The organism is Nocardia gipuzkoensis, assembly GCF_021183645.1.
Classification (GTDB): Bacteria; Actinomycetota; Actinomycetes; order Mycobacteriales; family Mycobacteriaceae; genus Nocardia; species Nocardia abscessus.
Map to the genome: position 1 here is coordinate 2744488 of NZ_CP089225.1, position 18024 is coordinate 2762511.

General features: G+C 65.6%; 15 protein-coding genes and 6 pseudogenes. 11 read left to right on the plus strand and 10 right to left on the minus strand.

Annotated elements, in window-relative coordinates:
* Positions 1-310: 310 nt before the first annotated feature.
* The 4 genes and pseudogenes from LTT66_RS12600 to LTT66_RS12615 all read left to right on the plus strand — a co-directional run bounded on the left by LTT66_RS12600 (position 311) and on the right by LTT66_RS12615 (position 3089).
* The gene (locus LTT66_RS12600; protein ID WP_223520231.1) at positions 311-1444 is read left to right on the plus strand and encodes an IS630 family transposase; all 1134 of its coding nucleotides are present in this window, start codon (positions 311-313) and stop codon (positions 1442-1444) included.
* Positions 1445-1600: 156 nt separating this feature from the next.
* Positions 1601-2007 (plus strand): annotated as a pseudogene (locus LTT66_RS12605) (multicopper oxidase domain-containing protein); the annotation flags it as partial.
* Between the two features lie 296 nt (positions 2008-2303).
* On the plus strand, positions 2304-2576 hold the full coding sequence (locus tag LTT66_RS12610) for a hypothetical protein (RefSeq protein WP_233067047.1): 273 nt from the start codon (positions 2304-2306) through the stop codon (positions 2574-2576).
* Positions 2577-2753: 177 nt separating this feature from the next.
* Positions 2754-3089, plus strand: coding sequence for a BlaI/MecI/CopY family transcriptional regulator (locus LTT66_RS12615; RefSeq protein ID WP_233069177.1), 336 nt, complete (start codon positions 2754-2756; stop codon positions 3087-3089).
* A gap of 90 nt (positions 3090-3179) precedes the next feature.
* Here the strand turns inward: LTT66_RS12615 and LTT66_RS12620 are convergent, their stop codons facing one another.
* Positions 3180-3371 carry a hypothetical protein gene (locus tag LTT66_RS12620; RefSeq protein ID WP_233067058.1) on the minus strand — a complete coding sequence of 64 codons (192 nt, stop codon included), beginning with the start codon at positions 3369-3371 and terminating at the stop codon, positions 3180-3182.
* A gap of 6 nt (positions 3372-3377) precedes the next feature.
* Here LTT66_RS12620 and LTT66_RS12625 point away from each other — a divergent pair.
* Positions 3378-4103: pseudogene (locus tag LTT66_RS12625) on the plus strand (P-type ATPase); the annotation flags it as partial.
* Here LTT66_RS12625 and LTT66_RS12630 read toward each other — a convergent pair.
* Positions 4057-4750 (minus strand): annotated as a pseudogene (locus tag LTT66_RS12630) (ISL3 family transposase); the annotation flags it as partial. The pseudogenes LTT66_RS12625 and LTT66_RS12630 overlap by 47 nt on opposite strands.
* A gap of 476 nt (positions 4751-5226) precedes the next feature.
* On the minus strand, positions 5227-5706 hold the full coding sequence (locus tag LTT66_RS12635; protein ID WP_233067060.1) for a hypothetical protein: 480 nt from the start codon (positions 5704-5706) through the stop codon (positions 5227-5229).
* 205 nt (positions 5707-5911) lie between these two features.
* Here LTT66_RS12635 and LTT66_RS37075 point away from each other — a divergent pair, with 205 nt between their 5' ends.
* Both LTT66_RS37075 and LTT66_RS12640 read left to right on the plus strand, forming a co-directional pair.
* A complete protein-coding gene (locus LTT66_RS37075) occupies positions 5912-6043 on the plus strand; it encodes a hypothetical protein (RefSeq protein WP_269822005.1) in 132 nt (43 codons plus the stop codon).
* Positions 6044-6165: 122 nt separating this feature from the next.
* On the plus strand, positions 6166-7548 hold the full coding sequence (locus LTT66_RS12640; protein ID WP_233061760.1) for an IS1380 family transposase: 1383 nt from the start codon (positions 6166-6168) through the stop codon (positions 7546-7548).
* A 557-nt stretch (positions 7549-8105) separates the two neighbouring features.
* Here the strand turns inward: LTT66_RS12640 and LTT66_RS12645 are convergent.
* Positions 8106-8837 carry a hypothetical protein gene (locus tag LTT66_RS12645; protein ID WP_233067062.1) on the minus strand — a complete coding sequence of 244 codons (732 nt, stop codon included), beginning with the start codon at positions 8835-8837 and terminating at the stop codon, positions 8106-8108.
* Positions 8838-8856: 19 nt separating this feature from the next.
* On the opposite strand from LTT66_RS12645, the pseudogene LTT66_RS12650 reads away from it, so the two are divergent.
* From LTT66_RS12650 to LTT66_RS12660, 3 genes and pseudogenes are all read left to right on the plus strand, one after another.
* A pseudogene (locus LTT66_RS12650) lies at positions 8857-9180 on the plus strand (ferritin-like domain-containing protein); the annotation flags it as partial.
* A gap of 555 nt (positions 9181-9735) precedes the next feature.
* A pseudogene (locus LTT66_RS37400) lies at positions 9736-9930 on the plus strand (phosphate transport system regulatory protein PhoU); the annotation flags it as partial.
* A gap of 116 nt (positions 9931-10046) precedes the next feature.
* Positions 10047-10196, plus strand: coding sequence for a hypothetical protein (locus LTT66_RS12660; RefSeq protein ID WP_233067066.1), 150 nt, complete (start codon positions 10047-10049; stop codon positions 10194-10196).
* Between the two features lie 56 nt (positions 10197-10252).
* Here LTT66_RS12660 and LTT66_RS12665 read toward each other — a convergent pair whose 3' ends face one another.
* Together LTT66_RS12665 and LTT66_RS37405 are read right to left on the minus strand one after the other, a co-directional pair.
* Positions 10253-10993: a hypothetical protein gene (locus LTT66_RS12665; protein ID WP_233067069.1), complete on the minus strand. Its 741-nt coding sequence runs from the start codon at positions 10991-10993 to the stop codon at positions 10253-10255.
* Between the two features lie 178 nt (positions 10994-11171).
* Positions 11172-11471, minus strand: a complete 300-nt coding sequence (locus LTT66_RS37405) for a helix-turn-helix domain-containing protein (RefSeq protein ID WP_408638781.1) — start codon at positions 11469-11471, stop codon at positions 11172-11174.
* Positions 11472-11766: 295 nt separating this feature from the next.
* Between LTT66_RS37405 and LTT66_RS37410 the strand changes: the two are divergent.
* Positions 11767-12304, plus strand: a pseudogene (locus tag LTT66_RS37410) (hypothetical protein); the annotation flags it as partial.
* On the opposite strand, the gene LTT66_RS12675 reads toward LTT66_RS37410, so the two are convergent.
* From LTT66_RS12675 to LTT66_RS12690, 4 genes are all read right to left on the minus strand, one after another.
* Entirely contained in the window at positions 12299-13426 is a 1128-nt protein-coding gene (locus tag LTT66_RS12675) for a PLP-dependent cysteine synthase family protein (RefSeq protein WP_408638843.1), read from the minus strand. The pseudogene LTT66_RS37410 and the gene LTT66_RS12675 sit on opposite strands and share 6 nt — an antisense overlap.
* A gap of 104 nt (positions 13427-13530) precedes the next feature.
* Positions 13531-14121, minus strand: coding sequence for a putative copper homeostasis (lipo)protein LpqS (lpqS, locus tag LTT66_RS12680; protein ID WP_233067073.1), 591 nt, complete (start codon positions 14119-14121; stop codon positions 13531-13533).
* Between the two features lie 450 nt (positions 14122-14571).
* Complete coding sequence (locus tag LTT66_RS12685; protein WP_269822006.1) at positions 14572-15945, minus strand: MFS transporter; 1374 nt, start codon at positions 15943-15945, stop codon at positions 14572-14574.
* Between the two features lie 120 nt (positions 15946-16065).
* Entirely contained in the window at positions 16066-16953 is an 888-nt protein-coding gene (locus LTT66_RS12690) for a hypothetical protein (RefSeq protein ID WP_233067076.1), read from the minus strand.
* Between the last annotated feature and the right edge of the window lie 1071 nt (positions 16954-18024).

Consider the following 18024-nt stretch of genomic DNA (forward strand, 5'->3'; position numbering starts at 1 on the left):
ACGGGACTCGAAGGTCCGACATCTCATTAGCCGTCCGTGACTCCAGCACACCGCAGGAACCCCATGCTGTCGAAGAACTCCAAGGCTCGCGAAGACATCGAAGAGGTCACCCCTGCGGCGGACTCGAGCAACGGCATCCCACCACCACACACCCTGATCCGCCGCCAGGCGCACCGTTCTTTCATAAGACGTCGAACGTCGGGAAACAAGAGGCGTCACCTAGTGCCGCGCCCGGGAACCTTTGCCCTGTTGTAACCGACACGCCGACAGGTTGCGGCGTGCCGGTCAGGGCATCGGTCAGCCTGGTCGGGTGGCAGAACGAGTACGGGTGCGAGAGCTCGACGACGATGAAGGCAGACGGTTGGTGCGGATCATTCGCCGCGGTACCGGATCGGTGGTGACCTGGCGGCGCGCTCAGATGATCCTGCTCTCCGCTCAGGGCATGCCGGTGCCCAAGATCGCCGAGGTCAGCTTCACCAGTGCTGACCGGGTCCGCGATGTGATCCACAACTTCAATGCCGACGGATTCGATTCGCTGTACCCGAAATACGCCGGTGGCCGACCGAAGACGTTCACGCTGCCCGAACGCCGCGAGATCAAGAAGCTCGCCAAATCTGCCCCGACCGAACACGATCTGCCGTTCTCGACCTGGAGCCTGACCAAACTCGCCGAGTTCCTGGTCGCTGAGGGGGTGGTCGACGACATCAGCCACGAGGGTCTGCGCGTGCTGCTCCGTGAGGAGGGTGTCTCGTTTCAAAAAGTGAAAACCTGGAAGCGGTCGAAAGACCCGGACTACAAGGCCAAGAAGGCCCGAGTCGAGCACCTGTACGCCATCGCCGACGGTGAGGTCGTGCCCGACTCCGATGAGCCACAGGTGATCTTCTGTCTCGACGAGTTCGGGCCTTTGAACTTGCAGCCGCATCCGGGCCGGCAGTGGGCCGAACGCGGTGGCAAGCATAAGGATCCGGATCGCGAACCCAGGCGCCGTCGGCGGGCAACCTATACCCGCCCGCACGGGGTACGGCATTTGTTCGCCGCGTACGACCTCGGTAAGGACAAGCTGTATGGGCATGTCAAGGCCACGAAGAACCGCACGAAGTTTCTCGAGTTCTGCCGGTACCTGCGCACCTTGTATCCGGCCGAGGTCCGCATGGCGATCGTGTGCGACAACTTCTCGCCGCATCTGACGACGAAGAAGTGCCAACGGGTCGCCCAGTGGGCCGAGGAGAACAACGTCGAGATCGCGTACACGCCGACGAATAGTTCATGGTTGAACCGTATCGAGGCGCAGTTCACCGCGTTGCGGTACTTCGCGCTCGACGGCACCGACCACGGCAGTCATCGTGAACAGGCGTCCATGATCCGGCGCTACATCATCTGGCGGAACAAGCACGTCGAAGACCAACGGCTACACGAAATCGTCAACAGGGCAAACGTAGCCTGATGCGGCACTAGCGGCAGTCCATCAGGAACAGCCCGGTCAACAGGACCGATAACCATCCCTACTAACTGATTAGGAACCACCACCATGAGCACCTCCGCCCGACCCCAGCGACCCCCACCGCCCGATGTCCGCCCCACCGAACTGTCCGCGATCCCGCTCACGGCGGCAAGTCTGTCCGTGGCCGCGGCTGTCCGGCTGCCCGACCGCAAACCTGATCAGACCCTCGATGTGGTCTCGAAGCCGACATGAACAAATACATCTGGACGATCAACGGCAAAGCCTCCCCCGGCCACGCCCCACTGGATGTGACTGCCGGGCAAAGGGTCCGGCTACGGTTGAACAACAAAACCATGATGTGGCACCCGAGGCACCTGCACGGCCCCACCTTCCAGGTCGTCACCGGCTCCGTCGCCGGGCCGCGCAAAGACACGTCGATCGTGGTGCCCATGCAGACCGTCGAAGTCGACTTCGACGCCGACAACCCCGGCCAATGGATGTTGCACTGCCACAACATCTACCACGGCGAAGCCGGGATGATGACCGTCGTCGCCTACGAGCAATGACCCCCGGCCGCGTGCTGTGACCCCGGCTGCGACTTCCACCGCGGTGCCCGTGCCGCCACCGACACCTGATGCCCGCTACTGATGCGAAAGGAGGTGCCCGACCGATGAACCCGATGAAGATGTTGTGTGACTGGATGTGCTCGATGATGGCCTCGTGCTGTCAAATGTGACCCACCTGATCACGGGGGTCGGCCGACAAGTCGCCTGTCGGCCGACTCCGACAAACTGCACCGGGCGACACATCAGCTATCCTACTATTTGCGTACATAGATAGTAGTCAATCGAGATAGGTCATCATGAACTCCGAATACTCACTTCGGGGCACGCGCCGGATCGCTGCTCGCGTCGGCATCGCGATCTCCGCCTTCGCCGTCACTTCCGCACTCGCGGCTCCGGCATTCGCCGACACCGGCACTCCCGCACCGGCCACCGAGATTTCCGCCGCGCACGACACCCGCCACCGCGACCGCCACCCGGGCAGCCGCCACGGCAACCCTCGCACCCACCAGGCCCCGTTGCTCAACAACAATCGGCCCACATTCCCACTGCCGCGCACCGGCAGTTGGTAGCGATCCCCTATGCAGGAGGGGCGATCGGCGTGCTGTCGGTCGCCCCTCCTGCGCGCTTCGGCCAGGTCGATATGACAGAACATCACCGAACAACCTACGATATTGCTACGTAGATTTAAGGTTCTTGTCAGGAGGTTGGTCGTGACACACCGATTCGGCGATCTCGAAGCCGTCGTGATGGACCGCGTGTGGGCGGCCGAAGACGACCTCACCGTCCGTGACGTCTTCGAAAGTTTGCTGCTCGAACGCGAGATCGCCTACACCACGGTGATGTCGACGATGGACAACCTGCACCGCAAGGGCTGGCTCGACCGCGAACGCAACGGCAAGGCCTACCTGTACTGGTCTACCCTGACCCGCGAGGAATACAGCGCGCAGCTCATGCGTGACGCTCTTGAAGGCACCCGTTCCGATCTCGTGCTGGCGCATTTCGTCGAACAGATCAGCGCGGACGAATCCGACGCCCTGCGTGCCCTGCTCCGTCGCATCAAACACAACCGTTCCAACAGCTGAGCCCAATCCGTTCGCCATGGTCGCGGCGAGTTGCGGCCGCGCCCCCCTGTCGCCGCCCAAAAGGACCGTCAGCGCATGTCCAGCGATCACCTACGATCCGGCACCGATCCAGCCGCCGCCCACGCTGAACACGGCGGCCAAGGCAGCGACCACCACGAGGCCACGCACCCGCGAGCCGAATCCAACGAGCACACAGCCACCTCTGGATAAGCTCACGGTGCGCCGGCACATGAGCACGGCACCCACCAGGATCACGCCGAGCGCACGGGCCACGGCGATCACGTCACGATGTTCCGGCGCCTGTTCTGGGTGATGCTCGGCCTGTCCGCGCCGGTCGTCGCCGCGGACATGATGTTCGTCGATCTCATCGGCTACACCGTGCCCACCGGGTTGCAATGGGTGTCGCCTGTGCTGGGCACCGTGATGTTCTTCTGGGGCGGGCAGCCGTTCCTGACCGGTGCGGTCAGCGAGATCCGGTCCCGCCAGCCAGGAACGATGCTGCTGATCACGCTGGCGATCACCGTGGCCTTCGTCGCTTCCTGGGGCTCCACGCTTGGCTTGCTGGCCCGTGAGTTCGACTACTGGTGGGAACTGGCGCTGCTCATCGTCATCATGCTGCTGGGCCATTGGATCGAGATGCGTTCCCTCGGTCAGGCCTCGAGTGCATTGGAATCGCTGGCCGCGCTGCTAACCGACGAGGCCGAACGCCTCGGCGACGACGGGACCACCGGCATCGTGCCGGTCGGTGCGTACCGATCTGGTCGTCGTCCACCCGGGCGGACGAGTCACCGCCGACGGCAGCGTCGAAACCGGCAGCGCCGACGTCGATGAATCCGTGATCACCGGCGAATCCCGTCCGGTGCGACGCGGCCCCGGCGATCGGGTCGTCGCCGGAACCGTCTCACCGACTCAGCGCTCCGAGTCCGGATCACCGCGGTCGGCTCCGACACCGCGCTCGCCGTAATCCAACGCCTAGTGCGGCGGGCCGCGCGCGGCGGATCGCTTCGGCATAGGTGGCCGATCCGTCACGGACGACGACCTCGACGCCAGGATTGTTCCGCAGCCATGTTTCGAGGGTTTCGGACTTGCGGTCGGCCAGGACGTCGATCCGTTGGTGAGTGACAGCGTCGATGACCGCGGTGCCGTATCGGTTTCGGCGGCGCAGGGCGAAGTCGTCCACGCTGACCACCCGCGGGACCGGCCGGTGCGGCAGCGGGATCGCCAGCAGTACCCGCACCGCGGTATGTCGGGACAATCGAACCGGCAACGCGGCCAGCACGCGGACCGCAGCCCGACCGGCCAGTTCTTTCACGATCGCCCGCACCTGGCCGGTCAGTCGGGTCGTTCGCCGTTGGTAGCGTTCGAGCAGCCCGGGAACCTGTTCGCGGAAAGTTCTGCAGCACTGCGGTGTCGGGCAAACCAGTCGTCGAACCCGTACCCGGACGATCACCACGCGACCGTCGGCGGGCAGGTCGGCGACGGTCCGGTGGTGGTAGCTGTGGACTTTTCTCCGATTCCTCACCGCAGCGTGAGCACACCGCCGGGCCGGGCGCTGTCCGGGCCCGCACTACGAGCCTCCAGCCCTCCTCGACAACCTCGTCGACCACCAGCGCCGATAAACCCGAGAACACCAGCCCGACAGCAACATTCGACTCACCCACCCAGGCATCGTGCCGTCAGGCGACCACCCTCAGCCACCGGAAGTGAGCCAGAGCCGTTTACCCGACACTCCCTCGCCTGGCAGCTGGGCGTAGTGCCATCCGCGAGCGGGGACCATGTCGTCGGAGATTAGGGGCATGTCGAGCGTCTCCATGTGGCGGACATCGGTGATGACGCCGTCATCACGGGGGGTCCATCTCGCGCTGATTCTCCTGATGACCGTGCCATCACCGAAGCTGGTATGGTCTGTCGTGAAATGTAGTGACGGGTCGTGAAATGGCAGTTTAGCGGCAGTGTTACGCAAGGATCGACTCGCTGACCTGGTAAGACACCGGGGCTCCGGACGAGGTTCAAGTGTCCTCGGTGGCGCGGCTGCTGGGGGTGTCGCGCTCGACGGTCTACAAGGACCTGCCCGAACCCAGTGGCGCGGCGACCCGGGCTGGGATGAGCGCGGGAAGTGACCGGCCCGCGCCCGAAGTCAGCGGATATCGATCGTCCCGTCGAAGATCATCGGTGTCGGCCCCGGGTTGCATCCGTTGAAGGTGCTCGTGGGCATCGGGACGCCGTAGCCGATCCGGTTCGGTTCACCGTTCTGTCCCTTGGTGACGGTGATCTGGATGGCCATGGAATCCGGCGCGAACAGCATCACCGGTTCGAAGGTCGTGATCGGATAGACCAGCGACACGGTGTTGCCCTCGACCGTCAAACAGGTGACCGGACCGGTCACCCGCAGCGGCAGCGGCATGTTCCCCAACCGCCCGGTCGCGACATAAGTGCCGGTCGCGGGCCCGTCCCCCGTGCCTTGGGTCTCGACGTGCAGCACACTCAACCCCATCACCTGCATATCGCCGTTGATCGACACACTCGCCGGATCCGCGGCGGCCTGTCCCGCCCCCACCGCGAGGGCCGCGGTCGCCATCGCCGCGGCCGCGGCCAGCCGAGTAAGCCCAACAGTCATGGCGTCGTCTACCTCCTCGTCTGAGATGCTCACAGCGCCGCGTACCCGGCGTGGACCTGTTCAGGCATGAACCGACCGGATTTGGAGGTCTTCCGCGAGTGCGGCTCGTGCGATGGACCCATAGCGACGAAAAGAAACGTGTGCGATCGGCAGTGATGTCGAGATCACCGATAGTCGACGACTGGACAGCATTCCCGGGTGAACCGTGGGGTCTGTCCAGTCGCTGTTGCGGGATCACATCATGGGCATGTTCGGGAAAATCATGTTCCACGCGTTGCGCGCCATGTCCACGATCTGCATCCACATCGGTGACATCATCACCGTCCTCACCTCCTAACCCTGGGCTTTCATCGCAGGTGACTGAGGATCGCGTGTCGCGAACAAGAAAGGGTGCTCTGAACTGGGAGAATTCTGATTGCTGAGGTCGGAATTCGCACAGATTCGAGGAGCACCCTTTCGGTGGGGAAGTCTACGTCGCCGTATCCGCGGCTGGCCGCGGATGGGTCGGGTTCGCATGTCGTGTCGCAGGCGGGAGCGGTGTTGCTGCTGCGCACCGCCGAAATGGTTGGGTTGACCAGCGGTTTGTCGCAAGCGTTGGCGCCGTGGCGCAAGCCGGGGTCGGTGCACGATCCGGGCAAGGTTGTGCTGGATCTGGCGGTCGCGGTCGCGCTCGGCGGTGATTGCCTGGCCGATATCGGCATGCTGCGTGCCGAGCCGGGTGTGTTCGGGCTGGTGGCATCGGATCCGACCGTGTCGCGCGCGATCGCCGGGCTGGCCGTCGAAGCGCCGAAAGCATTGGCGGCCATCAGATCCGCGCGAGCATCCGCCCGCGCCGCGGCGTGGGATCGTGCCGGTGACCGCGCTCCCGATCACGGGATCGACGCCGAGCATCCACTGATCATCGACCTGGACGCGACCCTGACGATCGCCCACTCCGAGAAAGAACACGCAGCACCGACGTTCAAGAAGAGCTTCGGCCATCATCCGCTCGGCTCGTGGGCCGACCATGGCCCGTCCGGCACCGGTGAACCGCTGATCACGGATCTGCGACCAGGAAACGCCGGCAGCAACACCGCGGCCGACCACAAGCGAGTGCTGGCTGCGGCCCTGCAGCAGCTGCCGTGGCAGCCCGGCTACCGAGTCGGCCGGAAAGTGCTGGTGCGCACCGACTCCGGCGGCGGCACCCACGAATTCCTCAACTACCTCACTGCCCGGCATCTGCAGTACTCGGTCGGCTTCTCGCTCACCGAAACTACCGCCGCCGCAGTCGATCTCATCCCCATAGACGCCTGGGCCGAGGCATACGACACCGACGGCCAGGTCCGTGACGGCGCGTGGGTGGCCGAGCTGACCGGCCTGATCGATCTCACCGACTGGCCGTCCGGCATGCGGGTCATCGTGCGCAAAGAGCGCCCGCACCCCGGCGCGCAACTGCGGTTCACCGACCGCGACGGTCTGCGGTTGACCGCCTTCGCCACCAACGCCCGCACCGGCCAGCTCCCGGACCTGGAGCTGCGCCACCGCCGCCGCGCCCGCTGTGAAGACCGCATCCGCACCGCGAAGGACACCGGGCTGACCAACCTGCCGCTGCAAGGCTTCAACCAGAATCGGATCTGGCTCGAGATCGTCTGCCTGGCAACAGAACTCACCGCATGGATGCAGATGCTCGCCCTGGCTGATCACGAAGCGCGCCGCTGGGAACCCAAACGGCTGCGCCTGCGCCTGTTCTCCGCTGCGGCCCGCATCACCCGCCACGCCCGCCGAACCTCCCTCCGATTCTCCGCCCACTGGCCTCACACCGGCCTGATCCTCACCGCCCTCGCCCGCCTGCAACCGGGCTGACCAGCGTAAACCCACCCCGACGACCAAAAGGGCAACCACTTCCGGGCCCGTGGAACCCGGCAGCCAACCCGCTGAACGGGCCACACCGTCACACCGTTTGCGGCCGGAACGGCCGCAAAACACCAACCCGAACCCGATCAGGCCAACACCTCAGCCGCACGAAATATCTGGGCTAACACCCATAGCTGGGCATTCACCGGCTACCCCCTCAATACATCACGAACATGCCCTGCCGATCGTTCAATGGTTCATCGATTCTGGATGCAGATCGGTCGGACTACGGGGGCTGCCCGGTCGGGATCGATTCAGGTCGACGCGAAGCGGGTCTCTGCCGGCTTGCCCGCCTGTGGGACCGGTGAGCACCTACTCACTCGAATCGCCGCATCCACAGCCCTCGTTGCGGGTGCCGGGCAGACTGCGGCAGATCCTGTCTGTGCGGCGATCAACGGCGGTGTGCAGTGATGTAGCCGGGCCCGCCCCCAAGGGGTATTCGACGGGATGATCGACATCGAAGGACCCGTGCGGATGCTTGCCACCGCAGTCGCTGCCCGCGTGAGTCACAGTCGCGACGGATTTCGCGCCGCATATGCCGTCGGCCAGTCGCTGCCGTCCTCCGCGCCCGGCTCCTCGGAGTTCGCCCGCTCGAGGAGCCTTTCGAACAATGTCCGGCGGCCCTCTTTGGGAAGGAAGGAGATGTTCGACAACGTCTGCACTGCCTGCGCGATCCCGTTTCCCAGCAGCAGATCACCATGGCTTGTCCCATCGGCCTGAAGCTGCTGGATGATCTCCCCTAGCTTGCCGGGCGCCGGTTCGGTGTTGCCGATGCAAGCGCCGTCGTAGCCGGGCTTCGGGCGATTCACCCGGAACGGCGCGTGGTAGGCAGCCCGGTGCAGCCGCTTGAACCCGTCGTGAACGAGATGGACCGCGACCACGGTCTCCTCCTCCGGCCGGTCGTCGCTACCTCTGGCATCCAGAAGCGCGATCACAGACAGCAGTCGCTTATCGAGGAAGTCAGCGGCCTCTCGGACATCGGGGTCCGGGTGACCGTGGACGAGCCGCCACAGCCGAGGACGCACTACCCGACGCCACTGGTCCGCCACTCCCTGCGCAGCGGTCTTCGAGTTGGGGCCCTCCTGCTGGTCAGGGTCGTCACCACCCGAGCTCACAATCGGCAAGCAATCCTGGGTCCACCAGCTTTCGACCTCGACGATCGTATCGATGGTGTGGTTGCGCAGGGAACGAACGAACGCCCGGTACTCCGTGCCGAGGACTGCCGAATCGTCGGTCACGAGGCGAATCGTAACGCCCATAAAAACCCTCTCCGCGTCCCGCGACGCCGCCCTCGAGACCGCCGAACAGGTCACCCGCCGCGAAGGCGCCGACACCGCCGCCGACGCCTTGCGTTCGATCCGCACCACCACCGGCGTCCTCGAACCCGACGAACTGCCCGTCGGCGACTACGACGAGCTGAACGTCTCCCAAGCCGTCGCCGCGGTCAAGGACCTCACCGACCCCGCGGACATCCGCGCGATCATCGCCTACGAAGAAGCCCACAAGGACCGCCACGGCGTGGTCTCCGCCGCCCAGACCCGGCTCGCCGCGATCGCCCAAGAGGTCGCCGGTCTCATCTGAGCGGCTTCCGGCGGCGGCGAAGTTCAACACACCATCAGCTCTGCGGCGGCCGGATCCGCACCGATCCAGCACGTGGATGCCGCATGAAGGCCCGCCCTCTGAAGGGTTCGCTGTGGGTTGAGCGGGCCTGCCATCGCCGTGGTGTCGTGTGTATCACGGGTGTGCGTCGGCGGTCGGGCCCATGGCTTTGCTTGCCGCGCATCGCTGCTGGGCGGTGGCCGTCCTCATGCGAGGCCTCGGGCGAGGAGAAGGTGCCCAAGACCGCGCAGATAGTAGACGTCCTGCCTCGCGTGTGCCTGAAACCTCGGTTCACACATGCCTTTCGGCGTGTCAGGGGTAACCGGTGTTGTGCCGGTTGCGGATACCCGGGTGGGTGCGATTCTTTGCCCGCCTCGGATACGCGCGCTGCCGCTGAACCAAGCACACGAATTCCCTTGCCGGCGGCAGCGCCCCCGGCCCGCCTGCCACACCGGCGCGGCCGGTTCGTCGAGGATAGGCCAGGTGCGGACCCGTTTCCACGAGGACCTCGACAAGCTCGCCGCCGGTCTGCAGGCGATGTGCCTGCGTGATCGCAGCGCCATCGCCGCTGCCACCCACGCACTGCTGGATGCCGATCTGCAGCAGGCCGAACACGCCATCGACCTCTGCGCCGACATCGCCACTGCCGGCCAGGAGTGTGAGCATGCCGCGGTGCGGCTGCTGGCGTTGCACGCTCCGGTGGCCGCGGAACGGCGGCAGGTCGTCACCGCCGTTCAGATGGTCGGTGACTTCAGCCGTATGGGTGTCCTCGCCGAGCGCATCGTCGAGATCGCCCGCCGCCGCCCGAGCCCGCGGTACTGGACTCCGTGCGACCGATCCTCGCGCGCATGGGCTCGGCCGCTATCGCGGCGGCCATCAACGCCGCCGCGGTGCCGACCACCCGTGATCCCACCGACGCCGCGCGGGGACTGCGCGCCGAGGTCGATCCCACCCAGGTGCGGCTACCGACTCGAGACGTTCACTACCCCCGGACCTGACGCTGTCGTGCCTGGCCTGGCCGTCCCTGGAGGAGACCGTCGTCGAGCCCGGCAAATCACGCGTTGGCGTAGCCACCGGCATTCCACACCAACCAGCGAAAGCGCTGCGGGGGTAGGGCCTGGCGAGCGGGCACACCCGGTGCCGGAGAGTGCGGCCAAAACGCCACACCGCACCGATGACAGTAGAAACCGGCCTGCCACACCGCATGCGCGTTGCGACGTCCCCGAACGATTCGGCCGTTGCGGCGAATACGGCACACCGCGACAGTGAGCAGGACAGCGCCTGGCGTCGCCAATGCCCCGAGGAACATGACCATGGCCAGGGCAGCAACCCCGTGCGATACCCCGGGCACGGGATGCGCGATCCCATCGATCGCCGGAACGATCCCTGACATCGCTGGAACTAGCAGTACCAGTGCGAAGAAGGTCAGCCACCCAGCGGGGGTACGGGCAGGCTCGCGGGCCAGGCTGTGGGCCAGTGCAGTTGTGTGGGTGCGGTCGACAGTGGCAGTGCCGAACACCGGCACCAGACCCGTGGAGGCGATTGCAACGCCGGAATAGACGTTCGTCCCGAAGCTGGTCGACACGCCATCGGCATGCAAGGCGGGCACACTCTGCACCAAGTCGAGTTGGTGGCAGTGCGGACACGTCAGGTCGACGTCCATACGGGCGACCCCCTTCGAAGCCGTTGCGCTGTAGCGGCGCGTCTGTGGTGCTGGTACCTGCAACGAAAGCTGTGTGGGGTATCCAACACCGATCGTCATCTGCTGTCGAGAGCTATCCGTGAGCTTATGCATCGACAAGTCCCTTCCGTCATTGGCTGATGAGTCGATTCGCGTTTCGTGGCCAGCCGCTGGTCGTAGTCCGCACTGGTCAGCGCCTCATTCCAGGTCTCGATCCAGACGCGAATGTCGGCGTTGAGTCGACGGACCGAGGGTGTGGTTTATCCCAGGCGTGGGCCAGCGACCGCGTCGATCAGTGCGTCGCGTCGTGAGGCGCGAATACCAGCGTGTCGGTGGTACACCTCATCCACCTGGGCGTCGGAGATCGAGCGGGGCCGGCCGGGACGTGGCTCGTCCAGCAGGCCAGCCGAGACGGTCGCCGGGCGAACCGGTTGCGCCACCTCGTGATCGTCTTCCAGGAGACACCGAGTTCACGGACGATCTGCGAGTTGCTTGACTTTCCTTCGCAGGTAGGAGCAATTTGTGCTCGTAGCGCCGACTTGAGCATTGCTGGGCCCACGAGCCCACGTCTGCAACTGGGCACGCTCGTCATCGGTCAACGCAACATTCACCGCACTCAGGCTCGGCACCGGCACAGACGGCAACTGACCGCGAATTTACGACTCTGAACACTAGGCATGCTGCCTCAGTGTCAGTCATCTTGACCTGCACAGGGAGACGTGTCCTAGCTGAATCGGCTGCGGGGCTCCAGGTGGGACGATCTATATGTACTCACTCGGGATTTCGCTGGCTTCGGCCGATCTGTTAGGACCGCTATGGTGTCGGGCCCAGATTGCAGCCGCAGAACAATATTGGTAGGTCATCCGCTCTGGCAATATCGGGACGTACGGCATTCGCCGATCGGGATCGGGTTGGCCGCAGCGAGTTCGGTCAACATGCCGGTGCTGTCGGCTGCGCAGCGTCGCGCCGGACGCGAACTCGGACGGCTTCGGCGGTCGCGGATTCCAAGCAAACCCTGCCGTGCACGTATTCGTCCGCGGTGCTGCTGGTCGGGGTGCTGCTGAACACTCTGTTCGGGTGGTCGCGGGCAGATCCGATCGCCGCCTTGGTAATCGCGGTGATAGCGGTGAAGGCAAGGCCGCGACGCCCGGTACTACTTGGCATCTGGCGCGGCGACACCGCTGCCCCGCAACGGCCGTCATGGCCGCGACCGGGGCGGCCGGGCATCCTTGCGACTGCTGCGAACATTGGCGTTCCGAGGAGAACTCCGGAGCCCCCGCAGCGACACCTGATGCTTCGCATTTCCACCCGACCGCACCCGGCTACCACCAAGCGATGACTACGCATCCGATAGCGACGCACTCCGGTCCGGGCACTGACAGCGCACACCGTGCGGTCACCTCGACTGTGGAGGATCGGTTATGAGGCGGTCTCTCTGGGCAACGCCAGTGTTTTCGGGTCGACAACTGTCGTGGAGCGGGTCCACGAGGTAACGACCCGTTCGCTGGGATGGGTGATCGTTGCCGGTTCGATCGGTGGGGCTACGTCGAGCAACCCGTGGTCGGCGCAGTAGCGGTCGTTGTAGATGGTGTCGAAGTAGCGCTGCGGTCCATCGGGAAACACAGCCGCGATCGTGGTGTCGGCATCGAACACTCGAGCAGCCCAGCCGGCGACGAGCGCGACCGCGCCCACACTCCAGCCGCCAGACGCATGGTGGGTCGCGGCCAGCGTCCGAGCAGCCCACACGGCCTCCGAGGGCGCCACCCAGTGCACTTCGTCGAATGCGGGGTAGTCGACATTGGCCGGGAAGATGCTTGAGCCGAGGCCACGCATCAGGCGTGGACCAGCCGGTTGACCGAAGATGGTCGAGGCCACCGTGTCGACGCCGATCAGCTTCAGGTCGGGGTTGAAGCGGCGCAGCACCCGTGACACACCGGCCGAATGGCCACCCGTGCCGACAGCGCACACCAGGACGTCCACGTTGCCGAACTGCTCTATCAGCTCGAGCCCTAAGGATTCGTAGCCGTCGACGTTGTCGGGATTGTTGTACTGGTCCGGGCTCCAGGCGCCGGGGTGATGATCCAGCAGTTCCGCGACCCGGTCGCGGCGTGCCTGTTGCCAACCTCCGGTCGGGTGCGGTTCGGTCACGAGGTCGACCCGCGCGCCGTATGCTGCCAGCATCCGCGAAACGATGGGCTCCAATCCAGGATCGGTGACGACGGTGACGGGGTGGCTGTGGACGATTCCGGCCAAGGCCAAGCCCAAGCCCAGGGTTCCGCTGGTCGATTCGATGATCGGTGCGCCCGGTGCGAGATCGCCTCGTTCTTCGGCGCGCCGCACCATGTGCAGTGCGGGGCGGTCCTTCATTCCACCTGGGTTGAAGCCCTCGAGCTTGGCCCAGAATCCGCGACCGGCCGGGGCCAGTGGGACGCCGACTCGCAGTACGGGGGTGTTGCCGACCAGTCCGTGTGGCTGCCGGGCCGCCCCTGGTGCGCCGATCAAGCCGGCGGGTACGTCGGTGCGACTGTCGAACATAATGTGGTTCATCACTATTGCTTCCTGTATTTGAACCGCTGTCCATGCGGCCTGAACGATGAGAGGGCAGCGAACACCGGTCGACAGCACAACACCGTCGGCCTGGCGCTGACCTGTCAGCGTCGAGCGATACAGAGTCGAGTCAGGATGTCGCGCCTATCGGCGGGCAAGGGTCTGCCCGGTGGAGCACGGACACCGCCGGTGGGCCGCGAGAGTACGGCCGCAAGGACGACGAGGGCCGTCACTAGCATCAGCCCGAGCAATTGCACTGGCAGAACGGTTGATGCGGTGCCGGGCAGCAGCGACTTGACGATGCAGTGAGCGATGTGTGGCCCGCAGTGATCCTCTATGGAGCGCAGGTTCGCATCATCGGGGTCGTGTCCATGCATGGCTGCCTGGTCGGCGCCCGCGACAGGAGAGACCGAAGCATGCGCGTGTGCGCCAGGTTCGAGCAGCCCACAGTCGATCGTCGGTGCGATGAGCAGCGCTGCTACGAGCAGCACCAGCGTGGAACCGCCACGCCGCAACAGTCCGATGAGGCTTGCGATTACGTGAACTTCGGGCCCACTATCCAACCGGGACGAACTTGCTGCGCCCGCCTCGGTGGCGAATCGGCGCTCGAGTAGTCCGATGCCAGGCTTGGGTGTGGCGGCGAAGATCGCGTCAGCGGCGATGCGGCGCCCGGAGTAGCGAGTTGCTTGACTCATCACTACCTCCATTCGCCTTTGATTGGCCACCAACAACTTTGATCGCTTCCGCAGGTAGTGCGGCCGCTTGTTCTCACAATACCCTAGGGGGGTATATTGTCAATAGTGGGCGACGGGATTTCTCGAGCCCTCTGTCCGAACGGCCTCGGCAGCAGCGGGCTTGTCCTGCAATGCGGTGTCGGATATTCCAGTTTTCGCGTGGCCGCTATTGCTCAGTCAACTGGTAACCGAATGGCTCGAAGCGATGACTACCTCACCGCCGGCACCGCGTGCGGCACCTCGGCCATGTTGAGCGGTATCGCTCGTGGCCGATGTGCTGTGGTTGGCGACATTGCCTCGAGGCGGCATCAGCTGTCCCGGCGTCCAGGTGTGGCGCTGAGCCGCAGATGAGGGTCGAGCCGCTCCGGCGGCCGCGTCGCTGCGCAACCGCCGTAGCCCATGATCGAGTGCTCATCCGGCCAGCGCTGTTGGGCGGCCTGCTCGTGCTGGCCAGCGCGGGTGCTCGGCGTCGATGACGAACACGTGTGTGTGCTGGTAGTGGCGTTCGTCGACCCGGACGGCGTCGGCGAGCCGACCGGGCTCGAGGGACTCGATCTCGTGCAGATGCGTCAGCTCTGCCGGATCGTGGCGCGGCCACATCCGTATTCCCACTATGGTCCCGGTACCGGCGAGCACGGCCAGCGCCATCCAGGTCGCGGTGTACCCGGCGGCGGTGGTAAGCCATCCGGCGATCGGGTAGGTGATCAGCCACGCCAGGTGCGAGAGCGAGAATTGAGCGGCGAAGAGCGCGGGCCGGTCGGCGGGCCGCGACGAGCGCCGCAGCACCTGACCGGTGGGAGTGAGCACGGCCGCTGTTCCCGCGCCGACCACTGCCCACACCACGATCGCGGCGCCCCAGCGCCAATCGCCGCCGCTCGCGGTCGACAACGCGATGGCCGATCCGAGTCCGGCGAGCAGGGTGGCGGCGCCCGCGAGCATCACCGGCCGCGCGTCGAGGCGTTCGAGGACGCGGGGAAGCAGCAGCGCGACGATCATGGTGCCCAAACCGTTCGCGGCCAACAGCATCGCCACACCGGACTGGGTTCCGCCGAGGGTGTCACGCACGTAGTTGACGGTGTTGACCATGATCACCGAGCCCGCGGCGGCGACGACCAGGTTCAGGCCCAGCAGCCCGCGCAGCCGCGGCGTCGCGGCGAAGATCCGGATGCCCACCGCGATCCGTTCTCCGAAGGTGCCCTCGGCGGCGGTCCGCGCGTCCGGGATGCGGGTGGTGATCACCAGGGCGGCCGAGACGGTGAATCCGATGGCGGTGCCGACGAACAGCCAGTGGAAGCTGATGACGGCCAGCGCTGCCGCGGCCAGCATCGGGCTCAACAGCGTCTCCATCGTCGCGGCCAGCTGGGCGGCCGACAGTGCCTTGGTGTAGTCGCGTTCGTCGGGCAGGATGTCGGGGATGATGGCCTGGTAGGTGGGGGTGTAGGCCGCCGAGGCGGTCTGCAGTACCGCGATCAGCACATAGATGTGCCAGACCTGGTCGATGAACGGCAGTGCCAACACCACCGCGGCCCGGATTGCGTTGAGCCCGACCAGGAACAGTCTGCGGGGGAACCGGTCGGCATAGGCGGCCGCGATCGGTGCGATGGTGACGTAGACCAGCATCTTGATGGTCAGCGCGGTGCCGAGGACGGCGGACGCGTCGGCTCCCGCGAGTTCGTATGCGAGCAGTCCTAGGGCCACGGTGGTCAGACCGGTCCCGAACAGCGCCGACACTTGGGCGGTGAACAGACGCAGATAGTCACGGTGGGCGAACAACGAGGTGATCATCTCGAAAGCACTTTCTCGGAATGGTTAGCGGTGGTGGAGCGCGAGTCGATGGACAGTCGCAGCCGCACATGGGGGACTCCTTGGTCTGGTGTCGCGAGTCGGACGGGCTCGGTTTGATGGTCAGTGGTGGTGGGGTGCGCGGGCGGTCAGGGTGAAGGCCGCCGTGCGGACGACTCCTTGGTGCTTGAAGTCGAGGAACAGGCGGTATGACCCGGGCCCAGGTGCGGCAGTGTGGAACGTGATGTCCGGACCGGGGGCGGTCACTCCGTCCCCAGGTTCGCCATTGGGATGCACGTGGACATAGGCCAAGTCGCCGGCCCGGATGACGACCAGGTGCCCGAAGGCCGCCAGATAGGGCTGCAGGTCGGTGACCGGGGCGCCGTCTTTGCGGACCGTGAGGCTCAGTAGGCCCCCGTCGCCGGTGGTGAGATCGCCCGCCAGTTCGACCTCATAACCGTCTACCGCGGCGATGCGGGCGGGGGCCGGAGTGGGGAGAGGGGCGTAGTTGCCGGCGACGGCGAGGTCCGCTCCGAGGGTGATGGTGCGGCCGAGGTGGCGGGGGGCGATATCGGTGAAGACGCGGTAGGCGCCGGCCGCCGGCAGGTTCAGGCGCACCGACCAGGTGCCGTCGGCCTCGCGCCGCGGATGGACATGCCAGAATCCGGTCAGTTCGCGACGGACCACGATCAGATGCAGCTCTCGATCGTGGATGGGGGTGTACTCGGTGACGGGCCTTCCGTCTGGACCGACGATGCGGAACCGGAAGTCGATCTCGCCCGGTAGCAGCACGGTGTCCTGCAGCTCGAGCGAGTACCCGTCCTGGGTGATCAGCAGTCCGCTGGGGAAAGCCGAGGCGCCGTGACCGGCGTGATTCGTAGCAAGGGCGGGCTGGTGGCCGCTGTGCGCGTGATGCGAGCTGAGACCGGCACGTCCGGCGGGCGTGCCATGGCTCGGAGAGTGGCCATGGGAGGTGCGCATGGCGTCGTGGGCGTGGTTCGGGGTGCTCATCGTCGTAATCTCCTGTTGTCGTTGTCGGCGGGACACGAGAACCATATACCCCCCCGGGGTATATGGCAAGCGGGGGGTTCGGCGCCCAGGTGTAGCTGCCCAGCGCGCAAGGATCACCGGAGATGACAGCCGGGGCCGGGAAGGTGCCGCCGGACGGGCCGATGGGGTTACGACCGGACGGCGGAACAGGTTGAAGCGTGGCAGCACGGCGGATTGGCAAGAAGTGCTGTCTACATCCGGAAAGGGGAGCGGGACCGGTAAGGCACGACCGGGCCGGGCCCGGCGCTGCGCACCTGGATCCGGCCTGCGTGGGCAGCGACGAGGTACGCGGGTGCGATACCGATGTCGTCGCGTCGACAGCCGAGTGCGGCGTCGATGTGGCAGAACCCATCGTCTCGGTGTCGGCCTGCCATCGGCGTCGGGTCGGTCTCAGGCCCTTGTGACTGTGGTGCCCGACCGGGATACCGGCAGCACGTCGGGGCAACGTCTATGACTACCTCGTCGAATCTGAAGTCACTACAGCCTTCGCCGCAGCAGCCGTACTGGCCGTCCTGACTCAATGCTCCCGCCGGTCCTGCCCCGCGTCCGCCACGGTGAGTGCAGGCTCGGCGACTGCTGCCGCGTCCCCGGCCTCAGCTACTACGACTTGGCCTACCGGTTTGATGCGACCACGCTGATTTACGTGGGCGCCAGTGCTGGTCTACGGCGAAACTCAGCAGGTGAGCCGGGCGGTACGCTTGCACTGGCGTGTACGCATTCGCGGTTCGCCGCATTATGGAATCGGCGAGCCAGCTGAGCGGCGATCGCCCACCAGGTGATTTGGGCTGCTCGCAGCGGTCGGAGCGAATTTCACCTGTCTCAGGCGGTGAGGGGGTGGATCTCATCACACAGCCGAGAGACTATGGATGCAGGTAGTAGATTGTTTCGCGACGATGTCGATCGAGCGTCTGCGATGTCGCATCTACGGTGCGGAAATGTCATGGATGGAGGTGGTACGGGTGAAGGCATTGGGTGATCGCGCCGATTGCGTCCAAGGGGCGACAACGTCGTTCTGGATGGCGGTCGATTCGC

What these genes read in the sequence shown, in the direction of transcription:
- LTT66_RS12610 (WP_233067047.1), top strand. Translation starts at nt 2,304, where the DNA reads ATGAACTCCGAATACTCACTTCGGGGCACGCGCCGGATCGCTGCTCGC.
- LTT66_RS12615 (WP_233069177.1), top strand. Translation starts at nt 2,754, where the DNA reads ATGGACCGCGTGTGGGCGGCCGAAGACGACCTCACCGTCCGTGACGTC.
- LTT66_RS12635 (WP_233067060.1), bottom strand. Translation starts at nt 5,706, where the DNA reads ATGACTGTTGGGCTTACTCGGCTGGCCGCGGCCGCGGCGATGGCGACC.
- LTT66_RS12660 (WP_233067066.1), top strand. Translation starts at nt 10,047, where the DNA reads ATGGGCTCGGCCGCTATCGCGGCGGCCATCAACGCCGCCGCGGTGCCG.
- LTT66_RS12665 (WP_233067069.1), bottom strand. Translation starts at nt 10,993, where the DNA reads ATGCATAAGCTCACGGATAGCTCTCGACAGCAGATGACGATCGGTGTT.
- LTT66_RS37405 (WP_408638781.1), bottom strand. Translation starts at nt 11,471, where the DNA reads ATGACGAGCGTGCCCAGTTGCAGACGTGGGCTCGTGGGCCCAGCAATG.
- LTT66_RS12675 (WP_408638843.1), bottom strand. Translation starts at nt 13,426, where the DNA reads ATGAACCACATTATGTTCGACAGTCGCACCGACGTACCCGCCGGCTTG.
- lpqS (WP_233067073.1), bottom strand. Translation starts at nt 14,121, where the DNA reads ATGAGTCAAGCAACTCGCTACTCCGGGCGCCGCATCGCCGCTGACGCG.
- LTT66_RS12685 (WP_269822006.1), bottom strand. Translation starts at nt 15,945, where the DNA reads ATGATCACCTCGTTGTTCGCCCACCGTGACTATCTGCGTCTGTTCACC.
- LTT66_RS12690 (WP_233067076.1), bottom strand. Translation starts at nt 16,953, where the DNA reads ATGAGCACCCCGAACCACGCCCACGACGCCATGCGCACCTCCCATGGC.